Below are 17352 nucleotides of genomic sequence, written 5' to 3' on the forward strand. Positions count from 1 at the left end.
GATGCCCGTTCCCGCCCAGCCCAAAATCTACCACATCGTGCACGTCGATCGCCTGGCTTCGATCATCGCGGACGGCTTCCTGTGGTCGGACGCGATGATGGTTCAGCGGCCGGGTGTGGGCACGACAATCGGCATGAACAACATCAAGGCTCGCCGCTTGAACGAGCTTCGTCTGAGCTGTCACCCCGATCTGCGTGTGGGGCATTGCACCCCGTTCTACTTTTGTTCAAGATCGGTTATGCTTTATCTGATCTACAGAAGGAACGAGGAGCTTACTTACAGGGGTGGGCAAGAGCCGATTGTTCATCTTGAAGCCGATCTTCATGCCACCATCAGCTGGGCTCAGCAAAACAATTTGCGCTGGGCGTTCACCCTGTCGAATGCAGGCGCATATTATTTTGAAGATCGTTCGGATGTCGCAAATCTTGGCGATGTCAACTGGGACGCAGTTCAGGCCCGCCAATGGTCCGGAAATGGCGTTTCGCGATCCGTGAAGGAAGGCAAGCAAGCGGAGTTCCTGATAGAGCGCTCATTTCCGTGGCATCTAGTGGAGCGCATCGGCGTTCACTCCCAGGGCATCGTGCCCCTGGTATCGAACGCGATGCAGGGCGCGGCGCATCGGCCGAGAATCGAAATAAGAAGGGAATGGTACTATTGAGGGGGAGATGGCGATGATCGAATTCAGGATCGGAGATATCTTGAAGGCGGACGCCGAAGCGCTCGTCAACACGGTCAATTGCGTCGGCATCATGGGCCGCGGCATCGCGCTTCAGTTCAAGAATGACTTCCCGGAGAACTTCAAGGCTTACGAAGCCGCCTGCAAGCGCAAGGAAGTACAGCCGGGGAAGATGTTCGTGTTCGAGACGGGCACGTTTACCAAGCCGAAGTTCATCATCAACTTCCCGACCAAGCGCCACTGGCGCGGCAAGAGCCGAATCGAGGACATCGAGTCCGGCCTGAAGGCGCTGGTCGAGGAGATCCGCAATCGTGGCATCCGCTCGATCGCCATCCCGCCGCTCGGCAGCGGCCTCGGTGGACTGAACTGGGCTGACGTGCGCCCGCGTATCGAAGCGGCGCTGCGGGACATCAACGATCTGAACGTCATCGTGTACGAGCCCAACACCGCGCCGGTCGCGACCAAGTCACGCGAAGTCCCCAAAATGACCCCAGGGCGCGCGGCGCTGGTCGTGCTCATGCACCGCTATCTCGGCGGCCTGATGGACCCGTTCGTGACGCTGCTGGAAGTCCATAAGCTCATGTACTTCATGCAGGAAGCCGGCGAGAAGCTGCGCCTGCAATACGCCAAGGCCGCCTATGGCCCCTATGCCGAGAACCTTCGGCATGTGCTTAATACGGTCGAGGGGCATCTCGTATCGGGTTATGCCGATGGCGGCGACGCGCCGGACAAGCAGATCGAGCTCGTTCCCGGCGCGGTGCAGGACGCCGAGGCCTTTCTGAGTGACAAGCCGGAGACAGTCGACCGCTTCGATCGCGTCGGCAAGCTGGTCGAAGGATTCGAGACGCCGTTCGGGCTTGAATTGCTCGCAACCGTCCATTGGGTCGCCACGCGCGAGAATGCGGCAAGCGCCGAGGACATGACGGCAAAGGTCTATGCCTGGAGCGATCGGAAGAGGCGCTTCTCGCCGCGCCAGATCGGGATCGCGTTTGAGACCCTTCGCGCGAAGGGGTGGCTTGTGGCTGCGTGAAAACCGACACCTCGGAAAAAGGCCTGGAGGCCCTCATCGTCGCCGACATGATGGGCCGTGCGACGGCGCCGCCGGCTGGTCGATTATCCGAGGAGCCGGAACCCTTTGTCGGCCTGCACAATTGGCTGCTCGGCGATCCGAAGGCCTATGACCGGGCATGGACGGTCGATCTCGTGCAGTTCCGCTCCTTCATTGCCGCGACCCAGCCGCCATTGCTGGCGGCACTCGATCTCGACAACGACAGCCCGGTACGCCAAAAATTCCTGATGCGGCTGCAAGGTGAGATCGGCAAGCGCGGCGTCATCGATGTGCTGCGGACCGGGCTCAAGCATGGCCCGCATGACGTGGACCTATTCTACGGAACGCCGTCTCCGGGCAACATCAGGGCCGCCGGCCGCTTCGCGCTGAACCGATTCTCGGTCACGCGCCAGCTTCGCTATAGCCGCGACGACACTGCCCATGCGCTCGATCTGGTGCTGTTCATCAATGGGCTGCCCCTGGCAACATTCGAGCTCAAGAACAGCCTGACGAAGCAGACGGTGGAAGACGCCGTCGAGCAATACAAGCGCGACCGCGATCCGCGCGAGAAGCTGTTCGAGTTCGGCCGCTGCATCGTTCACATTGCGGTGGACGACGCGCAGGTGAAATTCTGCACTCACCTCAAGGGAAAGAGCTCGTGGTTCCTGCCGTTCAACAAGGGCTGGAACGACGGCGCCGGCAATCCGCCCAATCCCGCGGGATTGAAGACGGATTACCTCTGGAAGAGCATCCTCACGCCATTGAGCCTCACGGACGTCATCGAGAACTATGCCCAAATCGTCAAGCGGAAAGATCCAAAGACCGGCAAGGTCAAACGCGATCAGCTCTTCCCGCGCTATCATCAGCTCGATGTGGTCCGCGAACTCCTCGCCGATGCCAAGCTAAAGGGCGCCGGCCGAAGAGTGCTAATCCAGCATTCAGCCGGGTCGGGGAAATCGAATTCGATAGCGTGGTTTTCGCACCAACTCGTTCGGCTCGAGAGCGGTGCCGCTCAAGTCTTCGACTCCGTGATCGTGGTGACCGACCGTCGCATTCTCGATCAGCAGATTCAGGACTCGATCAAGCAATTCGCTCAGGTGGGTGCCACCGTCGGCCATGCCAAACATTCCGGCGATCTTCGCCGCTTCATCTCCGAGGGCAAGAAGATCATCATCACAACGGTTCAGAAATTTCCGTTCATTCTCGACGATATCGGCTCGCAGCATCGAGACCGCCGCTTCGCGATCATCATCGATGAGGCGCATTCAAGCCAAGGTGGCAAGGCCGCTGCCGCGTTGAACGCCGCGCTGACGGGCGCAGAGGACGGTGACGACGCGGAAACGGTCGAAGACAAGATCAACGCGATCATGGAGCAACGAAAGATGCTCCCGAACGCCAGTTATTTCGCCTTCACCGCGACGCCGAAAAACAGGACCCTCGAGATATTCGGAGAACCCTTCCCCGAAGGCGACACGATCAAACATCGACCCTTCCACTGCTACACGATGAAGCAGGCGATCCAGGAAGGCTTTATCCTCGACGTGCTTCGCTACTATACGCCGGTCAATAGCTACTATCGCCTGGTCAAGACCGTCGCCGCCGACCCTGAGTTCGACACCAAGCGCGCCACCAAGAAGCTGCGCCGCTATGTCGAAAGCAACGACCACGCAATCCGCCTCAAGGCCGAGATCATGGCTGATCATTTCCACGAACAGGTGCTGGCGCTGAACAAGATCGGAGGTCAGGCGCGCGCCATGGTCGTTACCTCAGGCGTGGAGCGAGCTATTCAGTATTTCCAAGCGATCAGCGCCTATCTCGTCGAACGCAAGAGCCCTTACCGCGCGATCGTCGCCTTTTCCGGCGACCATGAGTTCCGCGGCCCCAAGGTGAGCGAAGCCAGCCTGAACGGCTTCCCGTCGAAGGATATCGTCGATCAGATCGAGAATGACCCGTATCGGTTCCTAATCTGTGCCGACAAATTCCAGACGGGCTACGACCAGCCTCTGCTTCACACGATGTATGTCGACAAGGTGCTTTCGGGCATCAAGGCTGTCCAGACGCTCTCAAGGCTGAATCGGGCTCATCCGCAGAAGTACGACGTATTCGTGCTCGATTTCATGAACGACACGGAAACGATCCGCGCCTCATTCGACACGTTCTATCGCACCACGATCCTCAGCGACGAAACCGACCCGAACCGATTGCACGATCTCAAGGCAGCCCTCGACGGCTACCAGGTTTATCAGCGCGGGCAGATCGATCAGCTCGTCGAACTGTATCTGTCGGGCGCCGACCGGGATCGTTTGGACCCGTTCCTCGATGCCTGCGTGGCCTCCTATAATTCCCAACTCGATGAAGACGGACAGGTTGATTTCAAGGGGAAGGCGAAGGCGTTTGCCCGAACCTATGCATTCATCGCATCAATCCTGCCCTTCACGAACTCAGATTGGGAAAAGCTCTCGATATTCCTGAATTTCTTGCTTCCGAAGCTGCCGGCACCGCGCGAGGAAGACCTCTCCAAAGGCATCCTCGAAGCCATCGACATGGACAGCTATCGGGTTGAGAAGCAAGCGGCTCAGCGCGTTCAACTGGCCGATCAAGATGCGGAGGTCGATCCCGTTCCCACCGATGGCGGCGGGCGCAAGGCTGAACCTGAGCTTGACCGGCTTTCCAACATCATCAGGAACTTCAACGACCTCTTCGGCAATATCACTTGGGAAGATGCCGATCGAATTCGACAACTGATCGCGACCGAGATCCCGAACAAGGTTGCCGCGAACGAAGCGTACCAAAACGCGAAGCAGAACTCGGACAAGCAGAACGCTCGCATCGAACACGATAAGGCGCTGGCGAGCGTCATCGTTGGATTGATGAAGGACGACACGGAATTGTTCAAGCAATTCAGCGATAATCCTGAATTCAAGCGCTGGCTGACCGACACGATTTTCTCGGCGACCTACGATCAGCTTGACGGCAAATAAATAGACCGCCCGATCGCTAGAACCCGATATCGACCCCCTGGGCCGGGCGCCACTTGATGAGGGCGTTCTCCAACAGCGTGATCAGGGACTCGGCCACCAGCGCCACCACGCCCAAGACGAACATGGCCGCGAACACGCCGGCGGCGTTGAACGTGCCCTGGGCGGTGGCGATCAGGAGGCCGATGCCTTTGCGCGCACCCAGGAACTCGCCCACCACCGCACCCACCAAGGCGAAGCCGAAGCTCACATGCAGGCTGGCGATGATCCAGCTCAGGGCCGAGGGGATCACCACCGAGAGTGTGACCTGGCGCGGCGAGGCGCCGAGGATGCGGGCATTGGCGATGAGGTTGCGGTCGGCCTCGCGCACGCCTTGAAAGGCGTTGCCGAAGACCACGAAGAACACCATGACCACGGCCAGCGCCACCTTGGAGGGCATGCCGAGGCCGAGCGAGATGATGAAGATCGAGCCCAGCACCACGCGCGGGATCGAGTTCGCGACCTTGATGTAGACGCTGAAGATGTCGGCCAGCAATTGATTGCGGCCGAGCCCGATGCCGCAAAACACCCCGAGCACGGCGCCGATGAGGAAGCCCAGCACCGTCTCCTCCAAGGTCACCAGCACCTGCTCCCAGAGCGGACCCTGGGAGGTGCCCTCGGTCATCCATTCCCAGAGCTGGTCGGCCACGTCGCTCGGCATGGCGAAGAAGAACGGGTCGATCGCCTCGGTGCGGGCGGCGAGCTCCCAGCCGCCGAGCATCGCCACCAGCACGGCGATGCGCAGGGTGATCACCAGCCGGCGGCGGCGCTGCATTCGGAGGAGTGCGGCCACGGTCTCGGCGGTGGGCTTGGGGGGCGTCTGGCTCTCAGGGGCCGACGCGGTCTCGATGGTCGTGTTCATGGCTCAGCTCTCCAGGGCGCGGGAGCGGCGATAGCTGATCATCACCTCGTCGCGGAGATCGTTCCAGATCATCTTGGACAGCTCGATGAATCTCGGCTCGTAGCGGATCTCCGAGGTGACCCTGGGCCTCGGCAGGTCGATGTCGTAGACGGCCTTCACCGTCGCCGGACCCGCCGTCAGCACGAACACCCGGTCGGCGAGCGCGATCGCCTCCTCGAGATCGTGGGTCACGAACACGACCGAGGCCGAGCCCGCCGACCAGAGCTGCAAGAGCTCGTCCTGCATCAAGACCCGCGTCTGCACGTCGAGCGCGCTGAACGGCTCGTCCATGAGGAAGATCTCGGGCTCGTTGATGAAGGTCTGCGCCAGCGCCACGCGCTTGCGCATGCCGCCGGAGAGCTGATGGGGATAGTGCTTCTCGAAGCCGGCGAGACCCACGCGCTTCACCCAATCGCCGGCCCGGCGATAGGCGTCCTCGCGCCTAGCGCCCCGGAACAGCGGACCGGCGACGACATTGTCGATGACGCTCCGCCAGGGAAAGACCGCATCGGCCTGAAAGACGAAGCCGACCCTGGGATCGATGCCGGTGACCGGAGTTCCCATGACGCGGACCTCTCCTTGGGTCGGCCGGGCGAGGCCGGCCACCAGGGTCAAGGTCGTCGACTTGCCGCAGCCCGTGGGCCCGACCACCGCGCAGAACTCACCGCGCTTCACCGTCATGTTGAAGTCGCGGAGCGCCTGCAGGCTCTTGCCCTCCGGCGTCACGAAGCTGCGCGCGACAGCCTCGAGCTCGATCGCCGGCGCCACACTCGATTGAGTCGTGCTCACAGGCACCTCCCCGAGGCCCCTCACCCGCCTCGCTCCCGCTCGGCACCCTCTCCCGCAGTGCGGGAGAGGGGACCACGAGGACGGCCCTCTTCCCCCCTCTCTCGCACCGCGGGAGAGGGTCGGGGCGAGGGTCGAGCAATGCTACTTCACCTTGCTGACGAACTCCGTCGTGTAGGTTTTCGCCAGGTCGATCTTCTTGCCTTGCAGGTTCTTGCTGAAGGCCGAGAGCACCTTCAAGACCGTCTCCGGGCCGTCCGGCGGCATCGTGCCGTCGACCGTGAACATCGCCTTGCCGTCGGCGAGCGCCTTCACATACATGTCCTTGTCGCCGGCGTAGTAGTCCTTCGGCATCTGCTCGGTGATCTCGGCAGCGCTGTGCGTGTCGATGTAGTGCAGCGTCTTGACGAAGGCATTCGCCAGCTTCTGCGTCTCGGCTTTGTGCTTATTCACCCAGTCCGTCATCATGTAGAGGCATGCCGCCGGATAGGTGCCGCCGAGGGCCTCTTTGGTCAGCTCCTTGGTGCGCATGTCGACCAGCACCTTGGCGTCACCGGTCTTCAGCATGCGCGAGATGGTCGGCTCGGTGGTCATGCCGGCATCGATCTTGCCCTGCTGCATGGCGGCGATGAAGGTGTTGCCGGCGCCGACGGCAACCGAGGTGATCTCGCTCACCTTCACGCCGTTCTTGACCGCGAGATATTGGGTGAGGAAGTTGGTCGAGGAGCCGAGCCCGGTCACGCCCAGGCTGCGGCCCTTGAAGTCGGCGGGCGACTTGATCTTGTCCGCCAGCTTTGCCGACACCAGCTCGACCTCCCCCGGCGCCTGGCTGAACTGCACCACCGACATCAGCATCTTGCCCTTGGATTGCAGGTCGATGGTGTGGTCGTAGAAACCGACCACGCCCTGGGTCTCGCCGGCGATCAAGGTTTGCTCGGCATCGACGCCCGCAGGCTCGGTCAGGAGCTCGACCTCGATGCCCTCCGCCTTGAAATAGCCGAGGCGCTCGGTCAGCATCGCCGGCAGATAGATCTGCTTCTCCAGACCGCCGACCATGATGATGATCTTGGCGTCCGCGGCCTGCAGGCTTCCGGCGCCGAACGCAGACGCGGCCGCGATCGTCGCCCCTAACGCCAAGATTTTTGTCAAGGCACGCATAGTCGCTCCTCCCAAAATGACTCTTCACCTTGCCATGGCGCCGCGGCGGCGGGCAAGATCGTGGGGGGGTGCCCGAGCGAGGCGCTCGTCGCAGCCTTCCTAGTCGCAACACGCGACCTTGCCCAGCCCTAATGGGCGACCCACCGGGATCGGCAGCGGCTACTCTTGGCTGCGGGCCTCGGCGACGAGGGACTTGAGCGCCGCCTTGTCGAGCGCGCCCGGCACGAACTGCTTGCCGATGACGAACGCCGGCGTGCCGCCGACGCCGAGCGCTGCCGCCAGGTCATGGTTGCGCTTGAGGATCTCGTCGATCTCCGCCGATGCCATGTCGCGCTTGAGGCGGGCGACATCGAGCCCGACCTCGCCGGCGGTGCGGAAGATCGCCGCCTCGTCGAGCGCGCCCTTGGATCCCATCATGGCGCTGTGGAAGGGCTGGTAGCGTCCTTGCGCGCGCGAAGCGAGCGCGGCGCGGCTGGCGATGACCGAGTCCGGGCCGAGGATCGGAAACTCCTTCATCACCAGCCGGACCTTGCCATCCTCGCCCAGGAGCTCGGCCAGGCTCGGCTCCATCTGCTTGCAGTACGGGCAGCGGTAGTCGAAGAACTCGACGATGGTGACGTCCCCGGCGGCATTGCCCAGGACCGGCGCCGTCGGATCCTCCGTGAGCTCCTTCAGATGCAGGGCGACCGCCGCCTTGCCGTGGTCCAGCTCGGCCTGGCGCTCGCGCTGCTGCAGCACCTGGACGGCTTCGCGAATGATTTCGGGGTGGGTCAGCAGATAGTCGCGAATGAGCGTCTCGATCGCCCGCTTCTCATCGGCATCGAAGCTCTGCTTCTGCGCGGGCGCCGATGCGCCGAAAAGGAGGACCCCGCAGGCCGCCGCCAAGACGAGCCCAAGCCGACGAAGGAGCATGCCATCACCCAATCGAGGAACCGTGCCTGGCCGAGTATGGCCGGCGGTGCCAGCCCCGTCCATGCGGCATGCTAGCCGCGCTGCTGCCGTTGATGCTGGCGCTCGCGCTCGGCCTGCTGCAGCAGGTCCTGGGCGCGCAGCCAGCCCGGCGAGCCCGTCGGCAACAGCTGCTGGGCGCGCTTCGACTGCTGGATCGCATCGCGCAAGCGACCGTCGATGATCGCCTGCTCGGCCAAGGCGAGCGAGGCATCGCCGATGCGGTTCTCGCGTCCGTAGACGATGCCGAGCAAGCGCCAGGCGAGCGAGAACTCCGGCTCGTGATTGACCGCATCGGAAAGGTTCTGCAGCGCATCGGCATTGAGCTTCGGATCGTCGAGCTCGAGCTCGGTCTGCGCCAGGCCCACCCTGAGCAAGGCGGAGTTCGGCAGCAGCCGCACCGCCTCCTTATAGGAGGCCATCGCCGGCACGCCGCGGCCGTTCTCGAACAGCATCTGGCCCTTGAGCTCGTGATAGTAGGGATCGACCGGGTGCTCGGCGATGAGGCCGTCGATGAGCGCCAGCGCCCGGTCGAGCTGCGGTATCCGATAGTAGGCGATCGCCCTGGCATAGCGCGCATATTCGGAGTTGTCGGTCTCCGGATAGGATTGCAGCGTGCGCCCGAGCGGCTCGGTGAAGCCGAGCAGCTTCGCCCGCACCCGCTGGAAGGCATACACCGCCCCCGGCGCGTCCGGCCGATCGGCGAAGCGCGATTGGGCGACCGCGTTCTTCACGAAGTCGATGCGCTCGCGGGTGAGCGGATGGGTTCTGAGGTAGGGCGCTTGGCGCGAGGCGGAGAGCAGCTCCTGGTTCCACAACGTCTCGAAAAACTCCAAGAGGCCGCGCGGCGATTGGCTGGTGTGGTCGAGGAAGGTGATGCCGGCCTGGTCGGCGGAGGATTCCTGTGTCCGGCTGAATTGCAACACATTGGCGGTGGCGAGCGTCTGGCCCACGCCGGCGACCGCACCCAACGCGTTGCCTTGGCCGGTGGCGATCGCCGCGCCGATGCCGAGCAGCATCGAAGCGATGGCCAAGGCCGAGGCCCCCTGCATCTGGTCGTTCCAGCGCGAGAGATGGCCGCCGGCGATATGGCCGGTCTCGTGCGCGATCACGCCGATGAGCTGATTGGGCGTTTCGGCCCGCATGATGGTGCCGGTGTTGAGGAACAGATTCTGACCGCCGGCGACGAAGGCGTTGAGCTGGTTGTCGCGGATGATGTAAATGTGGACGTCGTTGGCATTCAGCCCGGCGGTCGTGAACAGTGGCGCCGCCAGGGTGCGGATGGTATTTTCCGTTTCCGCGTCGCGGATCAAGGATAACCGCTGCGCTTCGGCGATCGTCGGCGCATAACCAAACCAAGCCGCGAGCCCGGCAACGGCCATCGACGAAATGCGTTTTCTCAGCAAGTCCGCGCTTCCTTCGCCCGTGCGCCGTTTCCGCCGATACTGGCCGATGATCGTGCTCTTGGGCGCGGCGATTGGCCTTCAAGCATGTGGGAGCAGCAATCTACTAGGCAAGAGGCAAGAGGGCGATAGCTTCGCCGGCGGCGCCGTGGCCGACGAGCCCAGCGCCGCGCTGGCCGCCCGCGACATGCTGGCCGCCGGCGGCAGCGCCGCCGATGCGGCCGTCGCTGCTTCCTTCACCCTGGCCGTGAGCCTGCCCTCCTCGGCCGGGCTCGGCGGCGGCGGCAGCTGCCTCGTGTGGGAGAAGGCGAAGAAAGCGGCCCAGCTTCTCGACATGATCGAGCCCGCGGCCCCGCACGGCGACGTCGCGAGCCCGATGCTGGCCCGGCTCCTGTTCGCGCTCCATGCGCGCTATGGCCGCCAACCCTGGGCGCAAGCGGTCTCTCCGGCGGAGCAGCTGGCACGGTTTCCGCAGCCCATATCACGCGCCCAGGCGCGGGAACTTGCGGTGGCGCCGGCGGCGGTCTTGCGCGTGCTGGCCGAACAGCGCCTGTTCGTTCGAGCCGATGGCGGCGTGCTCGAGTAAGGCCAGCCTTCGGCGCAGGTTCAGCTCGCCGCCACGCTCGGGCAGATTCGCGCCCGCGGCGCCGGCGTGCTCTACACCGGCCCGGTCGCGCGCGAGCTGGCCCAAGCCTCGGCGGGCAAGATCTCGCTCGAGATGCTGAGCCAGACGCGCCCGCGCTGGCGCGAGCCGGCAAAGGTCGGCTTCGGCGACCGCACCGCCTATTTCACCATGGAACCGGAGCGGGCGGGGATGCTGGCGGCCCGCCTCCTCGCCCTGCTTGGCGACGGAAAGAGCTACGAAGAGACGCCCGAGGCCGAGCGCCCGCATCTTTTGGCCGAAGCGATGGCGCTGGCCGGGCGCGATCTCGCCCGCGACCAGATGAGCCGCGCCGGCGCGGTCCTCAGCGTTTATGGGCGCGACCAAGCCCGTTCGGCGATGGCCAGCTACCGCGCCGATCGCCATGCGTCCGCCGACAGCGCCGGTGCTGAGGCCCCGATGCCCGCGCCACCCATCGGTTCCACCAGCCTGGTGGTCACCGATCGCGACGGTCTCACGGTTGCATGCGCGCTCAGCATGAACGCGCCTTTCGGTACCGGACGCGCGCTTCCCGGCTTCGGCTTCCTCACCGCACCGGCCGAGCCCAAGGGCGAGGCCGCTGCCGCCGCCGTGATGGTGGGGACGCCCGACGGCGATCTCTTGCTGGCGGGGGCTTCCAGCGGCGGCAGTCCCGGCGCAGCCGCCTTGGATCAGGTGGCGCTCGGCGTGCTGGCAGACCACTTGCCGGTCGATCGATCGATCGCCCGCCCCCGCCTCTGGCATTCGGGCGATGCCGACGTGCTGTACGACGAAGCGCTGCCGGCTGCGATCGAGGAAGGGTTGCGGCGCCGCGGCCACCGGCTGCTTGCGGCACCTGCCCTGGGCCGCGTGAACGCGCTCGCCTGTCCCATCGGCATGGCGCGCGCCATGGAGCGCTGTCGCCTGGAAGCCGACCCGCGCAGCAACGGCATTTGGGTCGGCGGAGGCTGATCCTTGCTCAAGATCGCCCGCCGCGGCCTGGTGCCCCCGTTCATCGTGATGGATATCCTGCGGCGGGCCAACGAACGCGCGGCGGCGGGGGGCGACGTGCTGCATCTCGAAGTGGGGCAGCCCTCGACCGGGGCGCCGGCAGCGGTGCTGGCGGCGGCCCATGAGGCGCTCGACGGCGAGACCCTCGGCTATACCGAGGCCCTCGGCCTGCCGGCGCTGCGGGAGACGATCGCCCGGCATTACCGCGACTATTACGCAATCTCCGTGCCGCCCGGCCGCATTGCGGTGACCACCGGCTCGTCCGCCGGCTTCATCCTGGCATTCCTCGCCGCCTTCGAACCCGGCGACCGGGTGGCGCTGGCGGCACCGGGATATCCCGCCTACCGGAACATCCTGGCCGCACTCGGCATCGAGCCGGTCGAGCTCGCGGTCGGCGCCGAAAGCCGCTTCCAGCCGACCGTCGCCGATCTCGAAGCTGCGGGCCCGCTCGCCGGCCTCATCGTCGCCAGCCCGGCCAACCCGACGGGCACGGTCTTGAGCAGAGAGGCCCTCGGCCTCATCGCACAGCATTGCCGGGCCAACGGTATCCGCCTCATCTCGGATGAGATCTATCACGGCATCGGCTACGGCCCGGCGATCACCAGCGCGCTCGTCCTCACCCATGAGGCGGTGGTGATCAACAGCTTCTCGAAATACTTCTCGATGACGGGTTGGCGGATCGGCTGGATGGTGATGCCGGAGGAGCTGGTGCGCCCGGTCGAGTGCTTGGCGCAGAACCTGTTCATCTCGCCGCCGAGCTTGGCGCAACTGGCGGCGGTCGCCGCGTTCGGCTGCCGCGCCGAGCTCGATCGGAACGTCGCCCGCTATGCCGAGAACCGCGCCATTCTGCTGCAAGGTTTGCCCGAGGCCGGTCTCGACAGCCTGGCCCCGGCCGACGGCGCCTTCTACGTCTATGCCGACGTCGGCCGCTTCACCAACGACAGCGAGGCGTTTTGTCGGCGCCTCTTGGCCGAGACCGGTGTGGCGATCACGCCCGGCGTCGACTTCGACCGCGAGCGCGGCCACCGCTGGGTCAGGTTGTCCTTCGCCGGCAGCACCGAAACGGTCGCCAGGGCCGTCGACCGCATCGGTCCGTTCCTCCGGCGCTAGCGAATCATGCGGTTCCACCAGCCCCGCTTCGGCTTGTCGTCGTCGGGCGCTTCGCCACCGACGACGACGACCGGCGGATTGGGATCGACCGGCGCCGGCTCGGGCTCGCTCGGAGCGCCATTGCCGCGCGCCTGCGGGACCGGCTCCGGCGGCGGCACCGGCGTCAGCTCGCGGAGGGGAGCTGGCTCCGGCGGCGGTGCTGGCTCGGCCAGCTCCGGCCGATGCGCGGCGTCATGCTCCCCCCGCTCGCGATGCTCGTCGCCGTCGGGGGCGGCGATCGGCCGCGCCTCGACCGGTCCGTCGGCCTCGCGTTCCTCCAGCCGCTCGAAGATATCGGCGACATCGGTCTTGAGATCCGAGGGCGCCAATTGCGGGAAGGGTGCGGGGTAAGCGGGGGCGCTCGGCTCCACCGGCGGCGGCGGAACGCCCGCGTTCGACTCGGGTTGATCACTGCGCCGTCCACGACGCCGACCACCGCGGCGACCGCGGCGACGCCGGCGGCGCTCGGCTTCGCCCTCGCCTGCGCCGCCATCTGCGGCCGGCTCGGCGCCGGCATCGCGCGGTGCTTCGCCGGCTGCCCGGGGTGCCGCGGGTTCGCTTGCACCCTCGGCCGCGATCGGCGCCTCATCGCCGCGGCGACCGCGACGCCGACGCCGACGCCGACGACCGCGCTCCTCACCCTGTTCGCCGCGCGGGCTTTGTTCGCCCCGAGGGCCCGGTTCGCCGCGTGGGCTTTGCTCGCTGCGCCGGCCGCGCTCGCGTCGAGCGCCGCGCTCGCCCGGCTCGGCCGGCGCCGGCTCGGGATGGCGCTCCTCGCTATCTTCCGACTCCACGTCGGCGTCGACCGCCTCCTCGGCGGGCTCGTCCATCGGCGGCGGCACCACGGCGGCGACCGGCATCCCCACGTCTTCGGCACCGCGCAGCTTGGTGCGATCGATCCGGTGCGCCGGCGGGATCAGCGTGTCGTCCTGGTCGAGCAGCACGTGGAAGGCGTAGCGCTGCTCGATCTCGGCGACGTCCGCGCGCTTGTGGTTGAGGATGTAGAGCGCAACCCCGGCCGGTACATAGACCTTGATCTCGCTCGCCTTGCGGCGCACCCCCTCCTCCTCGATCGCGCGCAGCACATGCAGCGCCGTCGACTCGGTCGAGCGGATGTGGCCGGTACCCCCGCAATGGGGGCAGAGAAGCGTGCTGGCCTCGACCAGGCTCGGCCGCAAGCGCTGGCGCGACAGCTCCAACAGGCCGAACGGGCTGATGCGGCCGAGCTGGATGCGGGCGCGGTCATGCCGCATCGCCTCCTTCAGCCGCCGCTCGACCTGGGCGTTGTGCCGGCTTTCCTCCATGTCGATGAAATCGATGACGACGAGGCCGGCCATGTCGCGCAGCCGGAGCTGGCGCGCGATCTCGTCAGCGGCTTCGGCATTGGTCTTGAGCGCCGTCTCCTCGATGTGCCGCTCGCGCGTGGCGCGCCCGGAGTTGACGTCGATGGCGACCAAGGCCTCGGTCTGGTTGAGCACGATCGAGCCGCCGGACTTGAGCGGGACCATCGGGCTGTGGATGGCATCGAGCTGGCTTTCCACCTGGAAGCGCTGGAACAGGTGAACCGCCGGGTCCTTGTAGCGCTGCACGCGCTTGGCATGGCTCGGCATCAGCATCTTCATGAAGTCTTTGGCGGCTTTGTAGCCGTCCTCGCCCTCGACCAGCACCTCGTCGATGTCGCGGGCATAGAGGTCGCGGATTGCGCGCTTGATCAGGTTGGCTTCTTCATGGATGAGGCAGGGGGCGGTGGATTTCAGCGTCTGCTCGCGGATCGTGTCCCAGAGCCGGACGAGATAGTCGCAGTCGCGCTTGATCTCGACCTTGGTGCGCTCGGAGCCGGCGGTCCTGACGATGAGACCCATGCCGTCGGGAAGATCCAGATCCTCGATCAGCGACTTCAGCCGCTTGCGGTCGGGGGCGCTGGTGATCTTGCGGCTGACGCCGCCGCCTCTGGCCGTGTTCGGCATCAGCACGCAATAGCGCCCGGCCAGCGAAAGATACGTGGTGAGCGCGGCTCCCTTGGTGCCCCGCTCCTCCTTGACCACCTGCACCAGCAGGATCTGCCGGCGCTTGATCACTTCCTGGATCTTGTATTGGCGGAGGATCCGATGGCGCTTGCGCGCCAGGTCGTCGATCTCCTCTCCGCCCAAGGTCTCCACCGCCTCAGCCTGGGCCGCCTCCGGCTTCTCGGCCCGCTCGCTGGGCTCGGCTGCTTCGCCCGTCTCGGCCGCACCGTGGGTCGTGCCTTCGGCCGCCGCCTCCTGGGGACCCTCGAGCAGCACCGGCGCCGCCGTGGCCAGAGATTCCTCAACCAAGGCCGGGGCAGCGCCGCCCGCCTCGGAGACCGGCTCGCTCAGGCTCTCCGTGGAAACAGCCGCGGGGAGCGCCGGGGTGGCGTTCTCGTCGGGCTGCGCGGCGGACCCGTTCTCGCCTTCGGCGCCGTTGTCCCCGCGCTCGCCAATTGCGCCCTCTTGGCCCTCCTCGCGCTCGAGCGCGGCGTGCTGGGCCAAGAGCCGTTCGCGGTCGGCGATCGGGATCTGATAATAGTCGGGATGGATCTCGCTGAAGGCGAGAAAGCCGTGGCGGTTGCCGCCGTAGTCGACGAACGCGGCCTGCAGGGACGGCTCGACCCTGGTGACCTTCGCTAGGTAGATATTGCCTTTGAGCTGCTGCTTGGTCGAACTCTCAAAGTCGAAGTCTTCCAAGCGGTTGCCGGACACGACCACCACCCGGGTCTCCTCCCGGTGGGTCGCGTCGATAAGCATGCGTCTTGCCATGAATTAAATACTCCGCTGCGCCTCCCACCGGCTCCGCTGAGACCGTGCGGCGGGAGAGGCGGCTTCTGTCTTGGTGGAAGCCGGGCCAGGGTCGGAGTCCCCTCGTCGGACGGCGCCTCTGCGGCCAGCCAGGACGGGACATGACAACTCTGGGCGCGCCGCAGCGCGCGGCCGCGGCAGGCTTCGGGTTTCGATGGGAGGAAGGTCTCGCGCTGTTTCAAGCGTCGTCACGCGGCCTCATAAGGAGGCCTTCACCATGGGTTGGATCGACCGACCCACGGCGCCGGCACCAGCGGCGCTGGCGTGGGCGGCCCGAGGGCTCCAAGTCGATAGGCCTAACATAATGACCGGCTGGGGATTTCACAATGCTCTTCAGGCCTCGGCAAAAAGCCAGGCGGCGCCAGCACTTGCGGCTTGCCTGCGGCCCGGCGAGGGATCGCGCCGACACTCGTTGGAGGAATTCGCCCCAGGCGCAAGCCATTTGGCGTGACCGGCTGGGTGCAGTATATCTAGTGGGTTCTCATGTATTGGACCCAATAGCTTGATCGACTTCGGCTGGGCGGCGCGGCTTCGGCCATGGGCCTTGTTTGTCCTCGCTTTGGCTTTGAGCTGGCCCGGTGCTGCGGCCGAGACGATGGTCACCGCGGTCCGCGTGGCCAGCCAAGGCGACCGGCTGCGCTTCCAGCTCGACCTCAGCCAACGGCCGGAGTTCCGCGTCTTCCTCTTGGCCGACCCTTACCGGGTGGTCATCGACCTGACGCAAGCCGCCTGGCGCCTGGGGGAGCCGCCGCCCAGCTTCGCCGATGGGCCGATCGCGGGTTTCCGCTTCGGCCAGTTCCAGCCCGGCACCAGCCGCATCGTGCTGGACGCCCGCCAACCGCTGGTGGTGCAGCAGGCGCTCGTGCAAGAACCCCAGGCGCCCCTCGGCTGGCGGCTGCTGGTCGAGCTGCAGCCGACCACGCGGGAGGCCTTCCTGCAGGCCATGCGTCAGCCCGTCGGCGCGCCGCCGGCGAGCCAGGCAGCATCCCGGCCGCCCGCGGCCCCGTCCCAGCCGAAGCGGAGCGAGGCCAAGCGGGTGGTGGCGCTCGACCCCGGCCATGGCGGCGTCGATCCCGGCACCATCGGCGCCACCGGCACCTTGGAGAAGAACCTGACCCTCGAGGTCGCCCGCGAGATCAAGCGGACGCTGGAAGCGACCCAGCGCTACCGCGTCGTGCTCACCAGGGAAGACGACAGTTTCATCCGTCTGCGCGAGCGCATCCAGGTGGCGCGCGCCGCCGGGGCCGAGCTGTTCGTCTCGCTCCATGCCGATGCCCTGGGGGACGCCAAATTCCACGGCGCCACCGTCTACACGCTCTCCGACAAAGCCTCCGATGCGGAAGCCGAAGCCCTTGCCCAACGCGAGAACAAAGCCGACCTCATCGCCGGCATCGACCTGACGGACGAGGCGCCCGAGGTGACCGGCATCCTCATCGACCTGGCCCAGCGCGAGACCATGAACCTATCGGCGCGGCTCGCCGGCTATCTGGTCGAGGAAATGGCGCATGAAACGCAATTTTTGCGCAAGAGCCACCGATTCGCCGGCTTCGCCGTGCTGAAGGCGCCCGACGTGCCCTCGGCCCTGATCGAGCTCGGCTATCTGTCGAACCGCCAGGATGAGGCGCTGCTGACCCAGCCCGCCTACCGCAAGCGGCTGGCCGGCGTGCTGCTGAAGGCGATCGACCGCTTTTTCCAGGGGCGTACCGGAGCGAAGCGACCTTGATCAGACCGAGCGAAGCGGCTGTGATCAGGCCCTGCCAAGCGCTCCCGAGGCCGGGCTAAATTTCGCCACCGTTGTCGGATAGCCACGCCGGATCAAT

Annotated in this window: 13 protein-coding genes; 7 read left to right on the forward strand and 6 right to left on the reverse strand. The window is 65.9% G+C overall.

The features are described 5' to 3' along the window. The first annotated feature begins 1 nt into the window (after position 1). From HY058_11865 to HY058_11875, 3 genes are read left to right on the forward strand one after another with little or no spacing between them, the layout of a single operon-like run. A complete protein-coding gene (locus tag HY058_11865; GenBank protein MBI3497991.1) occupies positions 2–658 on the forward strand; it encodes a DUF4433 domain-containing protein in 657 nt (218 codons plus the stop codon). A gap of 13 nt (positions 659–671) precedes the next feature. Beyond that, the gene (locus HY058_11870) at positions 672–1706 is read left to right on the forward strand and encodes a macro domain-containing protein (protein ID MBI3497992.1); all 1035 of its coding nucleotides are present in this window, start codon (positions 672–674) and stop codon (positions 1704–1706) included. Beyond that, positions 1703–4705, forward strand: coding sequence for a type I restriction endonuclease subunit R (locus HY058_11875; protein MBI3497993.1), 3003 nt, complete (start codon positions 1703–1705; stop codon positions 4703–4705). The genes HY058_11870 and HY058_11875 overlap by 4 nt, the downstream gene beginning before the upstream one ends. 16 nt (positions 4706–4721) lie before the next feature. On the opposite strand, the gene HY058_11880 is transcribed toward HY058_11875, so the two are convergent. The 5 genes from HY058_11880 to HY058_11900 all read right to left on the reverse strand — a co-directional run bounded on the left by HY058_11880 (position 4722) and on the right by HY058_11900 (position 9916). Then, complete coding sequence (locus tag HY058_11880) at positions 4722–5603, reverse strand: ABC transporter permease (GenBank protein ID MBI3497994.1); 882 nt, start codon at positions 5601–5603, stop codon at positions 4722–4724. Positions 5604–5606: 3 nt separating this feature from the next. After that, positions 5607–6431, reverse strand: a complete 825-nt coding sequence (locus HY058_11885) for an ABC transporter ATP-binding protein (protein MBI3497995.1) — start codon at positions 6429–6431, stop codon at positions 5607–5609. A 141-nt stretch (positions 6432–6572) separates the two neighbouring features. Next, positions 6573–7586: an ABC transporter substrate-binding protein gene (locus tag HY058_11890; GenBank protein ID MBI3497996.1), complete on the reverse strand. Its 1014-nt coding sequence runs from the start codon at positions 7584–7586 to the stop codon at positions 6573–6575. A 159-nt stretch (positions 7587–7745) separates the two neighbouring features. After that, on the reverse strand, positions 7746–8498 hold the full coding sequence (locus HY058_11895) for a DsbA family protein (GenBank protein ID MBI3497997.1): 753 nt from the start codon (positions 8496–8498) through the stop codon (positions 7746–7748). Between the two features lie 71 nt (positions 8499–8569). Further along, positions 8570–9916: a M48 family metallopeptidase gene (locus tag HY058_11900; GenBank protein MBI3497998.1), complete on the reverse strand. Its 1347-nt coding sequence runs from the start codon at positions 9914–9916 to the stop codon at positions 8570–8572. Positions 9917–10085: 169 nt separating this feature from the next. Between HY058_11900 and HY058_11905 the strand changes: the two genes are divergently transcribed. Genes HY058_11905 through HY058_11915 form a run of 3 tightly spaced genes read left to right on the forward strand, consistent with a single transcriptional unit; the run spans position 10086 to position 12677 of the window. Continuing rightward, positions 10086–10523: a gamma-glutamyltransferase gene (locus tag HY058_11905; GenBank protein MBI3497999.1), complete on the forward strand. Its 438-nt coding sequence runs from the start codon at positions 10086–10088 to the stop codon at positions 10521–10523. A gap of 45 nt (positions 10524–10568) precedes the next feature. After that, positions 10569–11528 carry a gamma-glutamyltransferase gene (locus HY058_11910; protein MBI3498000.1) on the forward strand — a complete coding sequence of 320 codons (960 nt, stop codon included), beginning with the start codon at positions 10569–10571 and terminating at the stop codon, positions 11526–11528. Positions 11529–11576: 48 nt separating this feature from the next. Further along, complete coding sequence (locus HY058_11915; protein MBI3498001.1) at positions 11577–12677, forward strand: aminotransferase class I/II-fold pyridoxal phosphate-dependent enzyme; 1101 nt, start codon at positions 11577–11579, stop codon at positions 12675–12677. Here HY058_11915 and HY058_11920 read toward each other — a convergent pair. Further along, positions 12674–15493 (reverse strand): Rne/Rng family ribonuclease, encoded by a 2820-nt coding sequence (locus tag HY058_11920; GenBank protein ID MBI3498002.1) that lies wholly within the window; start codon positions 15491–15493, stop codon positions 12674–12676. The genes HY058_11915 and HY058_11920 overlap by 4 nt on opposite strands. A 634-nt stretch (positions 15494–16127) precedes the next feature. Here HY058_11920 and HY058_11925 point away from each other — a divergent pair. Then, positions 16128–17255, forward strand: coding sequence for an N-acetylmuramoyl-L-alanine amidase (locus HY058_11925; GenBank protein ID MBI3498003.1), 1128 nt, complete (start codon positions 16128–16130; stop codon positions 17253–17255). Positions 17256–17352: the final 97 nt, after the last annotated feature.

This window comes from Pseudomonadota bacterium (assembly GCA_016195085.1).
Taxonomy (GTDB): Bacteria; Pseudomonadota; Alphaproteobacteria; order SHVZ01; family SHVZ01; genus JACQAG01.